At 57.9% G+C, this 20,489-nt stretch carries 20 protein-coding genes and 1 tRNA gene; 11 read left to right on the top strand and 10 right to left on the bottom strand.

The features are described from left to right. Positions 1-9: 9 nt before the first annotated feature. From iscR to trmJ, 3 genes are all read right to left on the bottom strand, one after another. Positions 10-477, bottom strand: coding sequence for a Fe-S cluster assembly transcriptional regulator IscR (gene iscR / locus ACUN8H_RS04115; protein WP_295713203.1), 468 nt, complete (start codon positions 475-477; stop codon positions 10-12). 78 nt (positions 478-555) lie between these two features. Then, a complete protein-coding gene (gene cysE / locus ACUN8H_RS04110; RefSeq protein ID WP_445530877.1) occupies positions 556-1,431 on the bottom strand; it encodes a serine O-acetyltransferase in 876 nt (291 codons plus the stop codon). A 128-nt stretch (positions 1,432-1,559) separates the two neighbouring features. Continuing rightward, positions 1,560-2,324 carry a tRNA (cytosine(32)/uridine(32)-2'-O)-methyltransferase TrmJ gene (gene trmJ / locus ACUN8H_RS04105; RefSeq protein ID WP_445530876.1) on the bottom strand — a complete coding sequence of 255 codons (765 nt, stop codon included), beginning with the start codon at positions 2,322-2,324 and terminating at the stop codon, positions 1,560-1,562. A 198-nt stretch (positions 2,325-2,522) separates the two neighbouring features. Between trmJ and ACUN8H_RS04100 the strand changes: the two genes are divergently transcribed. Next, positions 2,523-3,317, top strand: coding sequence for an inositol monophosphatase family protein (locus tag ACUN8H_RS04100; RefSeq protein WP_445530875.1), 795 nt, complete (start codon positions 2,523-2,525; stop codon positions 3,315-3,317). Positions 3,318-3,412: 95 nt separating this feature from the next. Here the strand turns inward: ACUN8H_RS04100 and secF are convergent, their stop codons facing one another. The 5 genes from secF to queA form a co-directional block, all read right to left on the bottom strand. Next, positions 3,413-4,339 (bottom strand): protein translocase subunit SecF, encoded by a 927-nt coding sequence (gene secF, locus ACUN8H_RS04095; RefSeq protein ID WP_445530874.1) that lies wholly within the window; start codon positions 4,337-4,339, stop codon positions 3,413-3,415. A gap of 48 nt (positions 4,340-4,387) precedes the next feature. Then, the gene (gene secD / locus ACUN8H_RS04090; RefSeq protein WP_445530873.1) at positions 4,388-6,241 is read right to left on the bottom strand and encodes a protein translocase subunit SecD; all 1,854 of its coding nucleotides are present in this window, start codon (positions 6,239-6,241) and stop codon (positions 4,388-4,390) included. Positions 6,242-6,373: 132 nt separating this feature from the next. Then, on the bottom strand, positions 6,374-6,700 hold the full coding sequence (gene yajC, locus ACUN8H_RS04085) for a preprotein translocase subunit YajC (RefSeq protein WP_071695382.1): 327 nt from the start codon (positions 6,698-6,700) through the stop codon (positions 6,374-6,376). Positions 6,701-6,842: 142 nt separating this feature from the next. Further along, the gene (tgt, locus tag ACUN8H_RS04080) at positions 6,843-7,961 is read right to left on the bottom strand and encodes a tRNA guanosine(34) transglycosylase Tgt (RefSeq protein WP_445531079.1); all 1,119 of its coding nucleotides are present in this window, start codon (positions 7,959-7,961) and stop codon (positions 6,843-6,845) included. Positions 7,962-8,041: 80 nt separating this feature from the next. Continuing rightward, positions 8,042-9,073, bottom strand: coding sequence for a tRNA preQ1(34) S-adenosylmethionine ribosyltransferase-isomerase QueA (gene queA, locus ACUN8H_RS04075; RefSeq protein WP_445530872.1), 1,032 nt, complete (start codon positions 9,071-9,073; stop codon positions 8,042-8,044). 114 nt (positions 9,074-9,187) lie between these two features. On the opposite strand from queA, the gene ACUN8H_RS04070 reads away from it, so the two are divergent. Further along, a tRNA-Leu gene (locus ACUN8H_RS04070) sits at positions 9,188-9,274 on the top strand. A gap of 109 nt (positions 9,275-9,383) precedes the next feature. On the opposite strand, the gene ACUN8H_RS04065 is transcribed toward ACUN8H_RS04070, so the two are convergent. Further along, complete coding sequence (locus ACUN8H_RS04065; protein ID WP_445530871.1) at positions 9,384-10,769, bottom strand: glycosyltransferase; 1,386 nt, start codon at positions 10,767-10,769, stop codon at positions 9,384-9,386. Between the two features lie 171 nt (positions 10,770-10,940). On the opposite strand from ACUN8H_RS04065, the gene ACUN8H_RS04060 reads away from it, so the two are divergent. The 9 genes from ACUN8H_RS04060 to ACUN8H_RS04020 all read left to right on the top strand — a co-directional run bounded on the left by ACUN8H_RS04060 (position 10,941) and on the right by ACUN8H_RS04020 (position 19,325). Continuing rightward, positions 10,941-11,708: an AraC family transcriptional regulator gene (locus ACUN8H_RS04060; protein ID WP_445530870.1), complete on the top strand. Its 768-nt coding sequence runs from the start codon at positions 10,941-10,943 to the stop codon at positions 11,706-11,708. 130 nt (positions 11,709-11,838) lie between these two features. After that, complete coding sequence (locus tag ACUN8H_RS04055; protein WP_290698490.1) at positions 11,839-12,195, top strand: RidA family protein; 357 nt, start codon at positions 11,839-11,841, stop codon at positions 12,193-12,195. 1 nt (position 12,196) lies between these two features. After that, positions 12,197-13,138 (top strand): ornithine cyclodeaminase family protein, encoded by a 942-nt coding sequence (locus ACUN8H_RS04050; protein ID WP_445530869.1) that lies wholly within the window; start codon positions 12,197-12,199, stop codon positions 13,136-13,138. Between the two features lie 102 nt (positions 13,139-13,240). After that, complete coding sequence (gene dctP / locus ACUN8H_RS04045) at positions 13,241-14,314, top strand: TRAP transporter substrate-binding protein DctP (RefSeq protein WP_445530868.1); 1,074 nt, start codon at positions 13,241-13,243, stop codon at positions 14,312-14,314. Positions 14,315-14,400: 86 nt separating this feature from the next. Next, entirely contained in the window at positions 14,401-14,946 is a 546-nt protein-coding gene (locus ACUN8H_RS04040; protein WP_445530867.1) for a TRAP transporter small permease, read from the top strand. After that, the gene (locus ACUN8H_RS04035; RefSeq protein WP_445530866.1) at positions 14,943-16,217 is read left to right on the top strand and encodes a TRAP transporter large permease; all 1,275 of its coding nucleotides are present in this window, start codon (positions 14,943-14,945) and stop codon (positions 16,215-16,217) included. The genes ACUN8H_RS04040 and ACUN8H_RS04035 overlap by 4 nt, the downstream gene beginning before the upstream one ends. A 20-nt stretch (positions 16,218-16,237) precedes the next feature. Then, positions 16,238-17,269: a histone deacetylase family protein gene (locus tag ACUN8H_RS04030; protein WP_445530865.1), complete on the top strand. Its 1,032-nt coding sequence runs from the start codon at positions 16,238-16,240 to the stop codon at positions 17,267-17,269. Next, positions 17,266-18,372 carry a class II histone deacetylase gene (locus ACUN8H_RS04025; protein WP_445530864.1) on the top strand — a complete coding sequence of 369 codons (1,107 nt, stop codon included), beginning with the start codon at positions 17,266-17,268 and terminating at the stop codon, positions 18,370-18,372. The genes ACUN8H_RS04030 and ACUN8H_RS04025 overlap by 4 nt, the downstream gene beginning before the upstream one ends. Further along, positions 18,369-19,325 carry a branched-chain amino acid transaminase gene (locus ACUN8H_RS04020; protein ID WP_445530863.1) on the top strand — a complete coding sequence of 319 codons (957 nt, stop codon included), beginning with the start codon at positions 18,369-18,371 and terminating at the stop codon, positions 19,323-19,325. The genes ACUN8H_RS04025 and ACUN8H_RS04020 overlap by 4 nt, the downstream gene beginning before the upstream one ends. Here ACUN8H_RS04020 and ACUN8H_RS04015 read toward each other — a convergent pair. Then, a complete protein-coding gene (locus tag ACUN8H_RS04015; RefSeq protein WP_445530862.1) occupies positions 19,322-20,440 on the bottom strand; it encodes a pyridoxal phosphate-dependent aminotransferase in 1,119 nt (372 codons plus the stop codon). The two genes, ACUN8H_RS04020 and ACUN8H_RS04015, sit on opposite strands and share 4 nt — an antisense overlap. Positions 20,441-20,489 lie beyond the last annotated feature (49 nt).

The raw sequence follows: 20,489 nt of genomic DNA, 5'->3' as shown, positions 1-20,489 counted from the left end.
AGCGTTAGCTCAGGGTGAAGAGGCAAGAATGCCCGCCTCGGCACGCTGTTTCTGTCGTGTCGCAATACGTATGACATCAGGACGCAGCATCAGTTGTGCCAGCGTCATTTCGTCAAGAAAATGGCGTATCTGCACAGAAAGCTCGCACCATAGGTGGTGCGTCAAACACGTGTCACCCTGCTGGCAGTCGGAAAGCCCCTGGCAGCGCGTGGCATCCACACTTTCGTTCACTGCGTCAATCACTTTGGAAACGCTGATGGCTTCCGCGGGCTGCGATAGCAGGTAGCCGCCGCCTGGGCCGCGCACGCTATTGACCAAGCCTGCACGGCGCAGGCGAGCAAAAAGCTGCTCTAAATAGGAGAGCGATATCTCCTGGCGCTGAGAGATATCGCTTAAGCTGGTCGGGCCGTTATGAGCATGCAAGGCGAGATCGAGCATGGCGGTAACGGCGTAACGGCCTTTGGTGGTCAAGCGCATGGCAAGCCCCTCGACGCTGAACACTCAGCGTACTAACGGCAAATGTGACGCCATTATGGGAAAACCTGAGTGCTTTGGTCAACCATTACGCGGCGGCTGCGTTTCATGCGCGTTCGCTTGTTCGGCAGAGGAAGGTGGCGCAGAGCGTTGGCCAACGCCTGGGCAGCCGGTGTCGTGTTCATCGAGAATGTCGGCAAAATCTTCGTCACGCAGCGCCGGTAGCTGGCCGTCACGGTAGTTACCGTCCAGTTTGCGCAGGGTCGAGCACATGCGTTCGATACGCTCGTCTACAGCGTGCATATGATCCAGCATGGCCTGCATGGAGCGCGCCACCGGGTCGGGCATGTCCTGGCTAACACCGTAAGCATCGAAGCCAAATTTTTGGCAAATCGCTTCGCGGCGGGCGGGGTCGACATCCAAGGCTTCTTCTACGTCGGGGTCGGTGCGCTTGACGATTTTGCCGGGAATACCGACCACTGTCGCGCCCGGCGGCACTTCCTTGGTGACCACCGCATTAGAGCCAATTTTCGCCCCAGCGCCCACCGTGAACGGGCCGAGTATCTTGGCGCCCGCGCCCACAATCACGCCATCGCCCAGGGTCGGGTGGCGCTTGCCTTTATTCCAGCTGGTACCGCCCAGTGTGACGCCCTGGTAGAGCGTCACGTTGTCGCCGACCTGGGCGGTTTCGCCAATCACCACGCCCATGCCGTGATCGATAAAAAATCGCCGACCAATCGTGGCGCCGGGATGAATTTCAATGCCGGTGAGCCAGCGTGAGAACGTCGATAGCGTCCGTGCCAGCCACTTGAGGTTTTTTTTCCACAGCCAGTGGCCGCAACGATGCAGCAGCAGCGCATGCAGGCCAGGATAGTTGGTCAGCACCTCAAGAAAGTTACGTGCGGCCGGGTCGCGGTCAAATACGCTATTGATGTCTTCACGTAGACGTTGAAACATGAGGTGATCCTTGGGCGGTAGAGGTGCAGTCACTCAACTAAAAATGCATCGTATGAAGAAACAAAACAGACCCTCAACGTGGGGGCGTTAGCTAGCCTCTTCAAGTCAGCTTCTTTCAGCCTAATCAATTATGGCTTGGTTTGCTTGGTATTGGCTGCCTTCTCGGTGGCCGACAGAATCCCGCGCAATATATTCATTTCCATCCGCTCTGGTCGGGCGCGCAGATACAAGCGGCGCAATCTTGCCATTAGCTGGCGTGGCTGATCGGGGTCATGAAAATCGATACCGATCAGCGTGCGCTCCAAGTGCTCAAAATAGCGCTCAAGCTCGTCGTGGGTCGCCAGTTCCTCGTCATCGCTCGCAACGGCCGCGGGCGCATCCGCTTGGCCATCTGCTTGGCTTAGCCAGGCCATGCGGCACTCATAGGCGAGCACCTGCACAGCTGCGGCCAAATTGAGCGAGCTGAAGTCGGCATTCGTTGGGATATGTACGTGCGCGTGGCAGCGCTGTAACTCGGCATTGGTGAGGCCGCTGTCTTCGCGACCAAACACCAGCGCCACGCGGGCGTCTTCGGGCTGACACTCGCTAGGCAAGCGGTCGGCTAACTCCCGGGGGGAGATCATTGGCCACGGCAGCGTGCGCGAGCGTGCGCTAGCGCCCACGGCCAGGGTGCAGTTCGCCACGGCTTCTTCCAGCGTGGCATACACACTCGCTTGATGTAGAAGATGATCCGCACCCGAGGCACGGGAAATGCTGTCCTGGGTAATCACCTCGCAGCGGGGAGCGACAAGGGCTAAATCTGCCAAGCCCATATTGTGCATGGCGCGGGCGACGCCGCCGATATTACCAGGATGGCTAGTGCCGATAAGAACAATACGAATGCGCTCAAGCATGAATAAGGCTCGGTGAATAAAAAGTTTCGGTGAATAAAGAGGGTGATGATTATCGCGTAAAGCGCGCAGTCTAACATGAGTCGGTGGTATGCCCGAGAGCGGTCTGCTAGAATTGCGCGCCAAAGGCGGCACCTGCGCCTATTGATGCGCTAATGCTACGCATCACGTTCTTTAACATCACTGTCACAAGGTCCGATCATGAATCCGATGGTCCAATTTACGTTGCGTGCTGCACGCGGCGCAGTTGAACACTTTCTACGTGTACGTGAACGCATTGAAAATGCTCACGAAGAATTTAACCTTGACCGCCTGCTCGACGAGACGGCGCGCAAGGCCGAAGCGACGATTGTTCAGCAGTTGGAGCGCGGTTACCCCCAGCACGGTGTTACTGGCCGTTTCACGCCGCATCGCGCGGGTGAAGGCGAAGGCGCGGAAATCGTCTGGAAGATTGAACCGATGCACGGCTACTCTAACTTAGCCGTTGCCGGTAAGGGCTTTGCACTCTCAGTGGTGTGTCTTATCAAAGGTCGTCCCGAGCACTCGGTCGTCATCTGCCCGTTCTCCGATGACGAATATATTGCCAGCCGCGGCCGTGGCGCCCAGCACAACGACAAGCGCATGCGTGTGAGCAAGCCTACCGCCATTAGCGGCACGCGTATGGCCATGAGCCTGCCAGAAGTTTGGCTGCGCCCGCGCAACTTACCCGCCTATTTAACCGTTTTACAGCAGCTGGCCCCGCAGGTAGAGAACCTGCAGGCTACGGGCTGTGGCCTGTTGGATTTGTGCGAGTTGGCCACAGGGCGAGTGGATAGCGCGTTCGTGCTCGGCTTGGAAGAGCAGGACATGCTGGTAGGAACGCTATTCTTGAAAGAGGCGGGCGCCTTGATGGGCACGCCAGACGGTCAGCCCACGGTGAAAGTGGAAGGGCAGCTAATGGCCGCCGGCCCGCGCCTCTATAAGGCGCTGATCAAGCAGCTAACGCCGCACTTCTAAACCGCGCCGCTAAGCTTGATCAAGAAAAAGCCCCTGCTGGGTGACCAGCAGGGGCTTTTTTGTCGGCTAAATAAGAGGCGTATAGAGACGAGCCGTTACGGTAGCTCTTCCTCTTCTTCGTCGAGCTCTTTCTTGGTGGGAATCAAATCTTCCCGCGACAGCTTTAGCGGTAGCAGCAGCGCTGCGGCAATATAGATGGAAGAGAACGTACCCACCACGATGCCGACCAGCAGCGCAATGGCGAAGTTCTCAATCATATCGCCGCCCAACAGTAGCAGCGCGAGCAGCACCAGCAAAGTGGTGCCCGAGGTTGCCAAGGTGCGTGACAGCGTCGCGTTAATCGCTTCATTGAAGATCTGCGGCATATCGTCGATTCGCGAAGTACGGATAGCCTCGCGGACGCGATCGTAAACCACGATGGTATCGTTCAAGGAGTAGCCGATCACCGCCAGAATGGCCGCCAGTACCGTGAGGTCGAAATCGAGCTGGAAAAGCGCGAAAATGCCGACCACGATCACGACGTCATGCAGCAACGCCAGCAGTGCGCCAATCGCAAACTTGTACTGAAAGCGGAACGCCACATAAACCATGACCACGCCGAGTGCGACCAGCAGGCCAAGGCCGCTCTGATCGCGTAGCTGGTCACCTACCTGGGAGCCCACAAACTCAGAGCGTACCAGGTTGACCGTGTCGCCATCGGCGCGCAGCAGGTTAACGACTTCGCCACCCACATCGGCATCAAACGCCTGCTGTAGGCGGATCAATACCTCGGTGGATGCGCCGAAGGTTTGCACAGAGACATCCTGGAAGCCGCTCTCTTCGAGCAGCACGCGAATAGCATCGAGTGAAGGTGCCGCGCCATAGCGCACCTCAATCAGCGTGCCGCCAGTAAAATCCAGGCCCAGGTTGAGCTGCTGGAACAGGATGGCGCCAATCGACACGATCAAAAGCAGTGCGGAGACGATATACGCGAGTTTGCGTCGCCCCATAAAGTCGATTCGCAGGTGTGATAGGGGTTTCATTACCACCTCTTAAGTTCTGGGCTAAGCACGTGGATCAGCTTCATGCGTTCAAATCCACAGCTTTTTGACGGGTTTACTACCATAGGCCAGGTTGACCATGGCGCGAGTCACCATTAGGGCGGTGAACAGCGACGTCAAAATGCCGATAGAGAGCGTGACGGCAAACCCTTTCACCGGGCCAGAGCCAATCGAGAATAGGATGACGGCCACCAGCAGCGTGGTGATATTGGCGTCAACGATGGAGGTAAAGGCGCGCTCATAACCAGCTTGAATGGCTTGCTGAACCGATAGGCCATTACGTATTTCTTCACGTATACGCTCAAATATAAGCACGTTGGCATCCACCGCCATACCCAGCGTCAGCACGATGCCGGCAATACCCGGCAGCGTTAGTGTGGCACCCAGCATCGACATCACCGCGACTAGTAGCGTTAAGTTCAGCGCCAGGGCGATGTTGGCAAACACACCAAATACTTTGTAACGCACCAGCATGAACAGCACGACCAGCAGCAGGCCGATTTGCACTGATAGCAACCCACGCTCGATGTTCTCGGCGCCCAGGCTTGGCCCAATAGTGCGCTCTTGCACGAAGTAGATGGGCGCAGCGAGTGAGCCGGAACGCAGCAGCAAGGCAAGCTCGGCGGATTCCGTCGGCGAGTCTAGCCCGGTGATCCGGAAGCTGTTGCCCAGCGCGCTTTGAATCGTGGCCAAGCTGATCAGGCCGCGCTCAACGTAGGGCTCGCGCTCGATGGTTTCTTCGCCGGTTTCCGGGTCGGTCACCACGGTGTCTTCGCTCTTGTGCTCAATGAACAGCACTGCCATGTTGCGGCCAATATTGGTGCGCGTGGCGCGGTTCATTAGCGTGCCGCCGGTGCCGTCCAGATCAATATTGACCTGCGGGCGACCGTTTTCATCGAAGCTATTGCTGGCGCTGGAAACACTATCACCCGTAATGATCACATCGCGCATTAGCTCAGCGGTGCGCGCAGGCTCGTTACGAAACGTCAGGGTTTCCGTTTCGTTTTCCGGCGTGTCGGGGCGGGCTTCCAGGCGGAATTCCAGATTGGCGGTGGCACCGACGATCCGCTTGGCGGCCACGGTGTCTTGAATGCCGGGCAGCTCTACCACGATCTGATTGGGTCCTTGGCGCTGCACCATCGGCTCCGCCACGCCCAGTTCATTGACCCGGTTGCGCAAGGTAGTCAAGTTCTGGTTGATCGCGTAGTCCTGAATTTCGTTCACCGACTGATCGCTAAGCGTCATGACCAGCGTGGAGGCGCGGCCATCGCCTTCGCTGGTGTATTCAAATTCAGGAAAGTCACGACTAATCAGGCTACGTGCCGTATCACGATCTTCGGCACTGGCGAAATCGATCGACAGCGTGCGCTCTTCCACCTCCGTATTGCGATAGCGGATGCGCTCACTGCGTAACAGTTCACGCATGGCGCTGGCGTTAACTTCCAGGCGCTGGGTTAATGCGGCATCCATGTCTACTTCGAGCAGGAAGTGCACGCCACCACGCAGATCAAGGCCCAGCGTCATGGGTGAGGCAGAGAAGGCCTGTAGCCATTCGGGCGTTGCTTCGGCAAGGTTTAACGCCACGGTGGCATCATTGCCCAATAGGTCAGCGGCAATGTCGCGTGCAGGAAGTTGGTCGTCATCATGACGAAGACGAACTAACCATTGTCCGTTCTCTTCTTCGAACGCTTTTACTTCGATATCGTTTTCGCTAAGCGCAGTTTCGACGCGCTCGATTTGACGCTCATCCAGCGAGTCGCCTTGGGCGCTGCTGATTTGAATAGCGGGATCTTCGGGGAATAGATTGGGAAGCGAGTAGATAAGGCCAACCACCAGGACGACCAGTATCAATAGATACTTCCACAGGGGGTAACGGTTGAGCATGCAAGCCCTGCCTTCAATTACAAACGGAATGCTGTGCACGGGCACACCGTGCACAGCAAAGTTCACCATCATTCATACCATGTCACCCCTGCCGGGGTGGCTGGCACTAGCTCGGCAGGGGTGGTGCAAGGATTAGATGGACTTGATGGTGCCTTTAGGCAGTACGGCGGCAACGGCATTCTTCTGCACGTTAACTTCGGTGCCTTCAGAGATCTCGATGGTCAGGAACTCGTCGCTCACCTTAGTGATACGCCCCACCAAACCGCCGCCAATGACGATCTCATCGCCTTTGTCCAGGTTGCTAACCAGTTGCTTGTGCTGTTTAGCGCGTTTGGCCTGCGGACGCCACAGCAGGAAGTAGAAAATCAGCACGAAGCCGACCAGCATGACGATTTGCGCAATACCACCGCCAGCGGCGGCTTCTTGGGCATGGGCTGGTGAGATGAAGAAATCCAGCATTTTAGAGAGCTCCTGAGTTAGAAAAAGCTTAGGTTTTTAGATGCCTGGTTTTTAAAGGCTTAGTTTTTAAAAGCTTGGTTTTAAATATGACCAAACAGTTTAAACCACCCGCCATGGCGCGTGGCGATTAATTCGCTAGATTTTAGGTAGCAAGGGGAGGCACCGGCAGGCCGCGCCGCGCATAGAAGCCTTCCACAAAGGTCGTCAATGTACCCGCTTCAATTGCCGCGCGCAAATCAGCCATTACACGCTGGTAGTAGCGTAAGTTGTGAATGGTATTGAGCATTGAGCCAAGCATTTCATTGCAGCGGTCAAGGTGGTGCAGGTAGCCCCGCGAGAAACTCTTACAGGTATGGCAATCGCACTCTTCATCGAGAGGGCGGGTGTCAAAACGGTGCTTGGCGTTACGAATCTTGACCGTGCCTTCCGAGGTGAACAGGTGGCCATTCCGTGCGTTGCGGGTGGGCATCACGCAATCGAACATATCCACGCCGCGACGAACGCCTTCCACAAGGTCTTCGGGTTTGCCGACGCCCATTAGGTAGCGCGGTTTCTCATCCGGCATCCAGGTGGGCAGGTAGTCGAGCACCTTGATCATCTCTTCTTTCGGCTCGCCGACAGAAAGCCCGCCAATCGCCAAACCATCAAAGCCTATTTCTAACAGCCCTTTGAGCGAGCGTTCGCGCAGCTCAGGGTGCATGCCGCCCTGAATGATGCCGAACAGCGCGGAAGGCGAGTCACCGTGGGCATCCCGTGAGCGCTTGGCCCAGCGTAATGACAGCTCCATCGACTTTTCGGCTTCGTCAAAGGTGGCCGGGTAGGGCGTGCACTCGTCAAAGATCATGACCACATCGGAGCCCAGTGAGCGCTGAACCGCCATTGACTCTTCCGGGCCCATAAACACTTTGCTGCCATCCACCGGCGAGCGGAAGTGCACGCCCTGCTCGGTAATCTTGCGCGTCTCGCCTAGCGAAAAGACCTGGAAGCCGCCGGAGTCGGTCAGAATCGGTTTGTCCCACTGGGCGAAGTCGTGCAGGTCGCCGTGGGCTTCAATCACCTCGGTGCCAGGGCGTAGCCACAGATGAAAGGTGTTGCCCAGGATGATTTCGGCACCGATCTCTTTGACGGAATCCGGCGTCATGCCTTTGACCGTGCCGTAGGTGCCCACTGGCATAAAGGCCGGGGTTTCCACCGTGCCGCGGGGAAAGTGTAAGCGGCCACGGCGGGCGCGCCCATCCTCGGCCAGGCGCTCAAAGCGCATGAAGCATTCGTTTCGCATAAATAAGGTAACTCGTTAAGCTCGTTCGTTTAGCGCAACAGGTGTCGGGTCAGCGGGCAACACTAGCGGGTCAGCAGCATGGCATCACCATAGCTGAAAAACGCATAGCGCTCGGCCACTGCCCGTTGATAGGCGTGCATGATGGTGTCGTAACCCACAAAGGAGGAGACCAGCATCAGCAGGGTCGATTCAGGCAAGTGGAAGTTGGTAATTAAAGCATCCACGCAGCGCCACTGGTAACCGGGGTAGATGAAAATATCGGTATCACCGCTATAAGGCGCGATCTGCCCATCGCCGCTTTTTTGGCAGGCGCTTTCCAGGCAGCGCACGCTGGTGGTGCCCACCGCAATCACGCGCTTGCCGGCCGCCAGGGTGTCACGCACTTGCTGGCAGGTCGTTTCCGTGACCTCAATCCACTCGCTGTGCATATGGTGTTCGAGGATGTTGTCGACGCGCACCGGCTGAAAGGTGCCCGCGCCTACGTGCAGGGTAACAAAGGCACGGTTAATGCCTTTATCCGCCAACGCATCCAGCAGCGGCTGATCAAAATGCAGCCCGGCGGTCGGCGCCGCGACGGCGCCGTCACGCCGAGCGTAGACCGTTTGGTAGCGTTCGCGGTCGCTAAGTTCGTCTTCACGGGTGATATACGGTGGTAGCGGCATATGGCCGTGTTTTTCGAGCAGCGCGATCATCGGCGTATCGCCTAAAAAGCGTAGCTCGAACAGGGCATCACGGCGGCCTTCTACAATGGCGTGAATGTCACCCTCGAAAATCAGCTCGGTGCCGGGCTTGGGTGACTTACTCGAGCGAATATGCGCCAAGCCGCGGTGGGCATCCAGCGGGCGCTCCAGCAGCATCTCCACCTTGCCGCCGCTGGCTTTATGGCCGTGTAGGCGCGCCGGAATCACGCGGGTGTCGTTAAACACCAGCAAGTCGTCCGGCTCTAACAGCTCAAGCAAATCAGGAAAGCGGCGGTGCTCAAGCGCGCCGCTCTGGCCATCCACACACAGCAAACGGCAGTCGCTACGCTGTTCAGAAGGGTAGCGAGCAATTAATTCCTCGGGTAGCTCGTAATGAAAATCCGCGCGCTGCATGGCGTATAACTCTTAGCGTTGATCAAACAGGCGGCATAGGATAGCGCTTTGGCTGCATAAAGTCAGTCAATGTGATTGACCTACCTAGAAATTTACGTATACTACGCACGCATTGCCGGTATGGCGGAATTGGTAGACGCAGCGGATTCAAAATCCGCCGCCTTTACGGGTGTGCCAGTTCGAGTCTGGCTACCGGCACCAAACATTAAAATCAGGCGCTTAGGCGCCTTTTTTTGTGTCTGCAATTTGTGTTGTTTCTTTCCCTAAATGCTTGAGTGTGTCCACAAAGTGTCAACGCAGTTTTCCGCACTTACTTTCTCGCCATAACCAAACGCTCAGCCACAAGCTTTCGATAAAGACCCACCAGCTCCGCACTCTTGGCATCCTCGTGCCAACTAGCCGCGTAAACTTGAGCGCGTTCGGCGAGCTGTTGGCGCAGGAGCTCATCGCTTAGCAGGCGGTTAACTTTGGCGGCGAAGTCGTCATGGTGTTCCTCGGCGATTAGGCAGCCTTCTCCCTCTTTTAATACATCCAGCGTGCCCATCATGGCGGTGGAAACCACTGGCGTACCGAGTGCCATCGCTTCCAGCAGTACCAGTCCCTGGGTTTCCGTGCGAGATGCAAACACGAAGACGTCGGCGGCGCGGTAGGCGGCTTGGAGCGCGCCGTTGCGGTCGAGATAGCCGAGGAACAGTACGGCGTCTGCCACGCCTATTTGTTGGGCGCGTTTGACGAGCGAATCATGGGCCGGGCCTTCGCCGGTAATGATTAGCCGGGCGGTCGGGTGCTCTGCTAACACCTGCGGTAGCATATCGATCAGAAAGTCGATGTTCTTTTCAAAGGCGGCGCGGCCGACATAAAGCAGCAGCCGCGCTTCTTGTGGCAGGTCATAGTGAGCCCGAAAGTCGCGCTGATCTTGAGGCTGGCATAACGCCTCCAGCGCTAAACCCGTGGCAATGACCGTAATGGGCGTAATAACGCCGTAGTGGGTGAGTGCTTGCTGCATTGCCCGTGAAGGAGCGACCAAGGCGTCGAGCTGCTGGCACTGGTGCACCGAAAGCCGGCGTGCCGCAAAGCGCAGCCAGCGTCGTGGAAGCCAGCGGATATAGTGATGAATGTACTCTTCGAAAAGCGTGTGATAGGTCGCCACTACCGATAGCCCAAGCCGACGCCCCAGCGCTACACCGGCATAGTGGGCGGTAAAAGGCGTATGCACATGAATGAGATCGAACGCCTCATCTGCCAAGTTAGGCGCCAGGGCGAGCAGATCACGGTAGCGCATCATGCGGTCTTCGGGGTCGCCGGGCACGCGGCGAGAAGGAATGCGTAGCACGCCGGGTTCGTCCACTTGGCCCACTGGGTAGTCGGGGCAGATCAGCGTGACCAAGTGGCCCAAGCGTTCCAGGGTGCCGCGAAAGCTGGCAATAGAAGTGGAAACGCCATTGACGCGAGGAAAGTAGACATCCGAAATCATGAGCACTTTCATGCTTCCCAGCGGCAGCGGGGTGGCGCATGCCGTTGCGTGGAACAGCGTTAATGCTGATGCCAGCCGCGCCTCACGCTCTGCTTCGCGATGCTGGGCTAGGGCGTTGCCCTTGGCGAGCTGAGTGAGGGCTTGAGAACGGGCTTTTGAGAGAGCAGCGAATTCTGACTCGTCGAGCCTATTATGGTTAGAGTGGCGTCGAAGTGATGGCATATCATGAGGACTCTGGTGGCCGCTTATAGTCACCCTAAACGGCATCCGTGACTGGCGGATGACAGCACCCCTCGTTGAACGTTAACGCACAGCTGGCCGCGTCCTCGCTTTTTGTTGCCTAGCCGTTTTATAGTGAATGAATCGCATTCGACGCACAGACGGTATTCCACCATGGCTTTCTTTGAGCTGCATAGCCGCAATTTAGCCCAAGAGGAGGTGGCCCATACCCACGACTTCCATCAACTGATTCTGGCCACGTGTGGCGTAACGGAGCTTTCGATGGAAGGTCAGGGGGAGCGGGTCACCGCTCGTCGTGGGTGTCTGATTCCGTCGTCGCGCCATCACGAGTACCAGGGCGATGGCAGTAACCGCACCTTGGTGTTGGATATTCCCGTTGCGCAGTTGGCGTCGCTTGAAAAGGGCAGCGAGATCGAGCGCCTGTTTGATAGGCCGCGCTTTTTCAGCGTGCCGCCCGCGTTAAACCAACTGACCCACGCCCTGGCGAACCAGCTCGAGCAGTGCCCCGCGCTGCAAAATGAAATCGCCATTCTGCTGCTGCGTGCGCTAACCATGTACCTGCACGACGCCACACCCGCCGCGGTGGGCCAGTTGGGCCAGCACTGCATCAGTGAACGCCTCGATCTGGCCCGCCTGGATGCTTGGTTGGATCAACACTTGGCCGATGAAATTCGGGTGGAACAGCTGGCCGCGCTGTGCGCGCTCAGCCCTGGCCACTTCCACACCTGCTTTCGCGAACTGACCGGCGTAACGCCGCTGGCTTATGTGCAGCGCAGGCGCCTTGAGCACGCCCGCACGCTCGTTCGCCACAGCGCGCTCAGCTTGGGGCATATTGCCATGCTGGTGGGCTTTCGCGATCAAGGCAGCTTTTCCCGCGCTTACCGCCGCTATTTTGACATTTCCCCTTCCTCGGATCGGTAGGCATCGCACCCGTTAGGCGCTTCCTGACAATCCCTGCATGACTTACGGGCAAACTTGCCAGAGTTTGGGGCAAGTAATTTGCGGCTCTGCGCTTTAGTCTCTTAAGGGACACCTTCCAAGGAGAGACTTCATGAGCGTTACCTACCAAGACAGCAATGCACGCATGAGCCAAGTAGCGGTTCACAACGGTACCGTTTATCTCGCTGGCCAAGTGCCTGCCGATGCCACCGCCGATATGCGTGGCCAGACCGAACAGGTATTGGCGCGTATCGATCAACTGCTCGCCCAGGCAGGTACCACCAAAGAGCACCTGATTTCAGCGCAAATCTGGGTCACCAGTATGGCGGAATTCGATCAAATGAACGCTGCCTGGGATGCCTGGGTCGTGCCTGGTCGCCCGCCGGTGCGTGCCGCGCTTGAAGCCCAGCTCGCCAAGCCTGAGTGGAAGGTGGAAATCATGGTGATCGCCGCGCTGCCGGAGGCCTGATATGCGGGTTGTTTCTGCCGAAGAGGTCGCTCGTTACCTGAGCTGGGGCGGCTTGATCCAGCGGCTGCAGGCAACGTTCGTGAACGGCGTGGAGTCTCCTCCCCGCCATCACCACGCTATGCACCGTCCCGATGGCGAAGCCACCATGTTGCTCATGCCCGCCTGGGAAGCGGCGGGCTATATCGGCGTGAAAATGGTCAACGTGTTTCCGCAAAACGCCGACCACGGTATCCCGGCGATCTCCGGGCTCTATTTGCTCAGTGAAGGTAAGCACGGCCAGCCGTTGGCCTGTATCGATGGCAGCGAGTTAACCCGGCGCCGCACCGCGGCCGCCTCCGCGCTGGCCGCCCAAGCGTTGGCGAATGAAAACGCGGAAACGCTGCTAGTGGTGGGCACCGGTAAGTTGGCGCCCATGGTGATCGAGGCTCACGCCAGCGTGCGCCCCATCAAGCGCGTGCTGATTTGGGGCCGTAATCCCAGTAAAGCGGCAGCGATTGCCGACGAGTACGCCGAACGCTTCGAAACCCATGTAGTGGAGCAGTTGGTGGATGCTGTCGCTGAAGCGGACATTATTAGCTGCGTAACGCTCTCTACCCAGCCGCTGATTAAGGGCGAGTGGCTGTCACCGGGCACTCACCTGGACCTAATCGGCGCGTTTCGTCCCCAAATGCGTGAAACAGATGCGTTGTGTCTGCGTCGCTCAGAGGTGTTTGTGGATACCTACGCCGGTTCCAAAGGCGAAGCGGGCGATATTCTGCAAGCCATTGAAGAGGGCGAGTTTCAGTTCGAGCAGATTCAGGCGGAGCTTGCCGAGGTGCTAAACGGGGCCAAGTCGGGGCGCTCTGGGCCGGAGGCCATCACGCTATTCAAATCGGTAGGCGCTTCGCTTGAAGATCTGGCCGCTGCCATTGAAATCTGGGAGTCCTTGCCCGAACAGCCATAACGCTTTCTAAAACGATTTCTAAAACAACAATGACATCGCTGCCCGGTGGGTAGCACCGCCACTCATAACGAAGACCGACCAATAATCAAAACGAGGTGTGTTATGAATGCTAAAAAATCTGTACTTTTCGCCGCTTTGGCAGCAATTCCGCTAGCTATTGCCAGCGCTAATGCGCAAGCGCAATCCTATGAAATGGTGATTGCCACGCAACTGCCCGAGGATATGAGCAATAACGAAATCTATCCGGCGCTGGTGCACTTCAAAAACTTGGTAGAGGCGCGCACCGATGGAGATCTGGAGGTCACCATCTTCGGTGGCGGCCAGCTCGGTTCTGAGGTGGAAAACGGCTCGGAAGTGCAGGGCGGGCGTACGCTACAGTCAACGATCATGTCGGCGGGGGCGATGTCCTCCTTCTACGAAGACTACCAAGTCGTTACGGCGCCCTTCCTGTTTACCAACTGGCGCCAGGCGTGGAGCTTCTTTGACAGCGAATGGTTCGCTGACTTTATGTCCGGCACCGTCGAAGCCGCCGATATGCGTTATTTGGGCACCTTCGACGATGGCGGTGGTTTTGTCGCCTTCACTAATAACGTGCGTTTGATCGAGACCGTCGAAGATTTAGAAGGCCTCAATATCCGTACCGAAGAGAATCCCGCCCACGTGGCGATTATGCGCTCGCTAGGCGCTTCTGCTACGCCGCTGCCCTGGGGTGAGCTCATCACCGCACTGGAAACCGGCTTGGCCGATGGTCAGTTCAATGCGCCGGTGCTCAACACCACTTTCAACTTCGATGCGGTCACCGACTACACCACGCTTACCGGGCATGTGTATAACAGCGCCCCTTGGGTCGTCAGCGAGTCCTGGTACCAGTCGCTGCCAGAGGAACATCAGCAGGCGGTGATTAGCTCCGCACGTGAAGCCATTCAACTGAGTCACGGCATGTCAGGCGCCTTGGCTACCGCCAGCTGGGTGGAGTCCTGCGAGCGCTTCGAGGAGTGCTACTTAATGCCTGACGCAGAGCGTGAGCGGATGGCAGAGATTGCGCGGCCCGCTTGGCAGGCGTGGATCGTCGATGACTTCGGCATGGACGAAGCCCGAGTGCAGGGGCTGCTGGATGAAGTCGAGCGTGTCGGCCAGCAATTGGCAGAAGACGACTACCGCATTTATGGTCAATAAAACTGTGGATAAAAAGAACCAGGCCAATAACGGTTAGCGAACGATAAACGCTGGGGCGATGTGAAGCCCCAGCGTGAGGAAAAACCATGGGTGTGTTAACTCCTTTGCGCCGCGTGAGCGACCTCGTCAATCAGGTAGCCATCGTGGTGTGTGTGGGCTGTATCCTGGCGATGCTGGGCATCTCGTTCACCGCGTTTATCTACAAGCTGATGACCGGTAGCGCGCTGAGCTGGACCTACTCGCTGGCGCGGCTGTTTCTGCCCTGGATCGGCTTTCTTTCCATGACGATTTCGTTGCGCTATGGCGAACACGTCGCCATGACCCTGCTGGTTCGCAGCTTGCCACGTGTGATGGTGCAGGTGGCGGCCGGGCTCTGCCTGGCGGTGATTGGCCTGTTTGCACTGATGCTGACCTGGTATGGCTGGGACTACTTTATCAGCGCCACCCAGGTCTACATGGTCTCCGATCAGATCCGCGTTCCCAGTAAAGTCACCGCTATTGTGGTGCCTCTAAGCGGCGTCATCATCCTGTTGCACTTGGTGCACGGCTTTGCTCTGTTGGAACACTTCATTGATGAGCAGGACATGATTGGCGAACTCATCGACACCTCTGATCGGGAGCGCCGCTCATGACCCCTGCGATTATTGCGTTTATCGTGCTGCTATTTATCGGCGCGCCGGTGGCCGTGGTGATGGCCATGTCGGGGCTAGCGGGTGGCTTTGCGATGGGCGGCGAGCGTATGCTTGGCATTATTGCCGACCGCATGTTCTCCGGCGTTTCCGGCTTTCTACTGATTGCCGTGCCTTACTTTATTTTCACTGCGGAGTTGATGAACCAGGGCGGGCTGACCCACAAACTGATTGCGTTCAACAATGCGCTGTTTGGCCGGGTGCGCGGGTCGCTTTCTCACGTGAATATCTCGGTCTCGGTGTTTTTTGCCGGTCTCACCGGCGCGGCGGTCACCGATACCGTCGCCATCGGCAAAATCATGATCCCCGAGATGAAAAAGCAGGGTTACGATGCCGAATACGCCGCGGCGGTCACCGCCTGTTCATCGATCATCGGGCCGATCATTCCACCCAGCGTGGTAATGGTGGTCTACGCCACCCTACTGCGGGATATATCGGTGATTGACCTGTTTGCCGGTGGCATTATTCCCGGCCTGTTGATGGCGCTGGCGCTGCTGGGCGTCAGCTTCTTTTTGGCCTGGAAGCGCAACTACCCGAAACAGGCGCCGACGCCGTTTAAGATGGCGGTGATGTCGTTTGTGCTGGCGCTGCCCGCGCTGGTGGTGCCGCTGATCATACTTGGCGGCATTCTCTCGGGGCTCACGACGATCACGGAAGCCTCGGGCTTTGCGGCAGTTTACGCTATCGTGATTGGCGTCGTGTTCTACCGCAACCTGACCTGGCGCAAAATTTGGGATGCGCTGGTCACCACGGTTCGTTTTTCGGGTGTGGTGTTTTTTCTGTTGGCAACCTCGGCAGTACTGGGCTGGTTCGTTACCCGGTCGGGCATCGCCAGAGATGCCGCCAGCATCATCACCACCTTCAGCGATGTTGCCTTTTTGCAGTTGATGCTAGTGTGTTTGCTACTCTTGATGATCGGTACTGTAATGGATGTGCTGCCTGCCCTGGTGGTCATTGCGCCGGTGCTGGTGCCAGCGATGATTCAGCTAGGGTTTGACCCGCTGCACTTCGCGATCTTGATGATTGTGGTACTCAATATCTCCAATGTGACACCGCCGGTGGGGATGACGCTGATGACCGCCGCGCGCATCGCCGAGGTGCCCTACGAACGGGCAATCGTGGCATCGCTGCCGTTTTACGTCTCGTTTCTGGTGGTGATTGTATTGCTGGCGGCGTTCCCAGTGCTCTCTACCTGGATCCCGTCACTGCTCTGACTAGCTAAGGATTGCGACCCATGAAATGTTTTTATCACCCTGACCAGGCGTTGCATGCGCCGCCTACCTTCCTGCTACGCGGCCAGCCCGTGCCGTCGCCGGAAGGCCCGGTGCGCGCAGAGCTGCTGACCCAAGGGCTTGCCCGTTCAGGGCTGACGCTGAGCACACCTAAAGATGCCGACTCGCCTACGCTGCGTAAGCGCCTGGAACAGATTCATACGCCGCGCTACCTAACGTTTCTGGACACCATTTACGCCCGATGGCAGGCGTTGCCTAACGCGTCTGAGTTTGTGGCACCCAATATTCACCCCTGCGGGGGTGGCCACCACTACCCGCGCCACCCTATTGGGCAATCGGGCTGGCATCTGCACGATATGGCCTGCCCGCTGAGTGCGACGAGCTTTCAAGGCGCTTTAGCCTCCGCGGCGACGGCGGAAGCGGCGGCTGAAGAAGTGCTTAATGGCGCCCCAACGGCCTACGCGCTGTGCCGCCCGCCGGGTCACCATGCTGGGCCGGAGCGCGCCGGGGGCTTTTGCCTGCTGAATAATTCAGCACTGGCGGCGACCGTGCTGCGTGAACGCTACGGCAAAGTCGCGATCATCGATGTGGACCTGCACCACGGCAACGGTACCCAGGATATTTTCTATCATCGTAGCGATGTTTGGACAGGCTCACTGCACGCTGACCCTAGCGACTTTTACCCGTTTTTCTGGGGCGGTGCAGAGGAAGAGGGTAGCGATGAAGGCGTTGGAACCAATGTTAATCTGCCCCTGCCGGTAGGCAGTGATGGCGACGTTTATCTCGATGCCCTGGCGGTTCTGATTGATCACCTGCAACGTTATGAGCCGGGTGCCGTGGTGGTAGCGCTGGGGTTGGATGCCCATAAAGATGACCCGTTGGCAGGGCTCAAAGTAGAAACAGAGGCGTTTGTTGAAGTAGGTAAAAGATTGGCGGCGCTTTCGCTGCCCATGGTGATTGTGCAAGAAGGCGGCTATCCCACTGAACACCTAAGTGCCAACCTGACCGCCTTTATGCAAGGTTTTACGGCATGAGCAGAACCGGTTTCTATTGGCACGAACGCTGCTTCTGGCACGACCAGGGCGCGATAGGCGTGTTCTCCGCGCCGGGCGAGTACTTGCAGCCCCAGGCCGCCTCGGAAAGCCCGGAGAGCAAACGACGTCTGAAAAACATTCTTGAAGTGAGTGGGTTGATCGACGAGCTTCACGTGGTGAAGCCTCCTGCTGCGACGCTTGACGACTTGCTGCGCTTTCACACGCCACGCTATTTAGACAAGCTCCAGGCAGGGGATCGAGCACGCGGTGGCAACGGCGGCGACTGCGCCCCTTATATGCCCGGCAGTTGGGCGGCGGCCACGCACTCCGCAGGGTTAGCTGTTGCCGCCGTGGAAGCCGTGGTGCTGGGCGAGGTGAGCAATGCCTACGCCCTATGCCGCCCGCCGGGGCATCATGCCGAAGCCGACCAGGGCCGTGGATTCTGCCTGCTGGGTAATATTCCTGTGGCGGTCATGCGCGCCCGCGCCTTAGGGCAGGTTAACCGCGTGGCGGTACTCGATTGGGATGTTCACCACGGCAACGGTCAGCAGGCGGCGTTTTATAACGAGCCCGATGTGTTGACCGTTTCGATGCATCAAGCGGCCAACTACCCGTTGGAAACTGGCGGCTTTGACGAGCAGGGCGAAGGCGCAGGCCTGGGTGCCAATCTCAACCTGCCGCTGCCACCGGGCTGTGGCCTGGGTGCCTACGCCTACGCCATGGAGAAGCTGGTGTTGCCCGCACTGGAGGCGTTCAAGCCTGACCTGATCGTGGTGGCGTGCGGTTTTGATGCCTGCGCCAAAGACCCCTTAGGCAAAATGTTGCTCAACAGCCAGGCCTTCGCCGACATGACCGCTCAGCTAAAAGCGCTGGCTGAGCGCTGCTGGGATGGCAAGTTGGTATTCATACATGAAGGCGGTTATTCAGAAGGTTACGTACCGATCTGCGGCCACGCAGTGATCCAGACGATGGCAGATAGTCAGATTGCTGTGCCCGACCCGCAAAACGATGAAATTGCTGCTTGGGGCTATCAGGCCCTGCAACCGCACCAGCAGTCATTGATAGATGACTGGTGCCAACAGTGGGAGCAACGCAAACAATGACACCGCTTTATGACCGCGATGGCTGGATTTGGCACGACGGTGAATGGCTGGAGTGGCGCGAGGCCAAGGTGCATGTCTTCACCCATACGCTGCACTACGGCATGGGCTGTTTTGAGGGTGTACGCGCTTACGCTGGCCCTAGCGGCACGCATCTATTTCGTGCTGCTGAACATACCCGCCGCTTGGCAGAAAGCGCCCATTCGCTGGATATGCCGCTGTCGTTTAGTGAAGCGGAGCTAATCAATGCTCAGCGCGAGTGCCTGACCAAAAACGGCCTGAGCAATGCCTACCTGAAACCTACCGTGTTTTTTGGTGCGGAAGGCATGGGGCTGCGCGCCCAGGGACTGACTACTCACGTGATGGTGGCCGCCTGGGATCTAGGCCCCTACATTTCACCCCAGGCCGCCACCCACGGCTTGCGCGCGCTGACCTCTTCCTGGTCGCGCCATCACGTCAATATCAGCCTCTGCCGGGCGAAAACCAACGGTCACTACGTTAACTCGATATTGGCACTGAATACCGCAATCAAGGCCGGGTTCGATGAAACCATCATGCTCGACCCGGAAGGCTATGTAGCCGAAGCCTCGGCGGCCAATGTCTTCTTGCTACGCGATGGCGTGTTGCATACACCTGAAGTGACCTCGTGCCTGCAAGGCATTACCCGGGATAGCGTGATTCAACTGGCGCAAAAAGTGTTGGGCATCGAAGTGCGCGAGCGGCGGATTACCCGTGATGAACTCTACACCGCTGATGAAGCGTTCTTAACCGGCACCGCCGCCGAAATACTCCCGCTTCGCGAGCTGGATGGCCGCCGCATTGGTGGACGCGCGGGTGCACCACCCGCCAACGAACCCATCAGCCAAGACAGCGTGACGGCGCAACTGCAGGGCTTATATCGTCAGGCGGTGCGCGGCGAGCTGGATAATTTCAGGCATTGGTTAACGTCGGCTTAAGCCTTAATAGCCTGTTCGAGGGCCGCCAATCTTCCCGGCTCCAGCGCTGCTTGTACCGCCGTAATACGTATCACATTGGCAAGCTCTGGGTGTGTCAGGCGCGTGACTAATACACCTTCTTCGAGCAGTTGCTGATGTACCTCGGCGGCGAGTTCGGCGCTGGGCAGGCGAATGCCGATAAAGTTAGTAGCGCTGGGCAGCACATCAGCACCCAGTGCGCGAAAGTGCTCAGTCAACTGCCCACGGCGAGCTTTTACATCAGTGACATGCTGGTTCACCTCGTCAGGGTGATCGAGCACCACTTCCGCAGCGGCCAGGGTCAACGACGATACAGCGTAGTGAATGCGCACCTTCATCATCATCGCTAGCACCTCGGGGTCGGCGATGGCGTAGCCAATGCGCAGACCCGCCAGCCCGTGAGCCTTGGAGAGCGTGCGTAGGCGAATCACCCCCGGTATGGCTTTGGCAGCAAACTCGCTACCCGCGTCATCGCGGAAATCTCCGTAGGCTTCGTCTAACATTAGCCAGCAGGTGTCGGGCAGCGCCTCGCGCAGCTTGAGGATGGCGCTGTCGCTATGTAAGTGACCACTGGGGTTATCCGGGTTGGCCAGATACACCAGCCGCGCGTTTTCTTGATGCGCCGCTGTAATAAGCGCTTCCAGATCGGGGGCCAGCACGCCGGGCGCCTCAACATAGCTAGGTTCAATCAGGCGGCAGCCCTGGCCTTTGGCGAAATAGCCCAAGGTGGGGTAGGTGCCTGCAGTGCTCACCACGGTTTCGCCCGGTTCGCAGGTAGTGCGCAGGGCCAGAGCGATTAAGCTATCGGCACCGGCATCTACCAGTATCGTTTCCAGCGCAATACCCTGCTGCGCACTCAGACGTTGGCGCACCCCCAGCGCTTCGGAATCGCCGTAGCAGTAAACGTGTTCGGCCAGGGCGTCGCCAAAGTGGTCGCGTAGGGCGCGGTGGGGCATGTCCAGGCCTTCGTTAGAACCCAGCCGGTGGGGAATCTTCCGACCAAGTCGACGCTCCAGTACCTTAATGCCCGGAAACGGATTAACAGGGCCTTCACTCAGTAAGTGATTGGGATAACGGGGCGTGCTTTGAGAAGGCATAACGATTCCTAAAAACGATTTTCAAATCAGTATTAACGATTAACGTAGC

The sequence above is a fragment of the Vreelandella sp. V005 genome, assembly GCF_052645115.1.
Note: the sequence above shows the minus strand (reverse complement) of the source record. Positions and strands in the feature narration are given on the sequence as shown.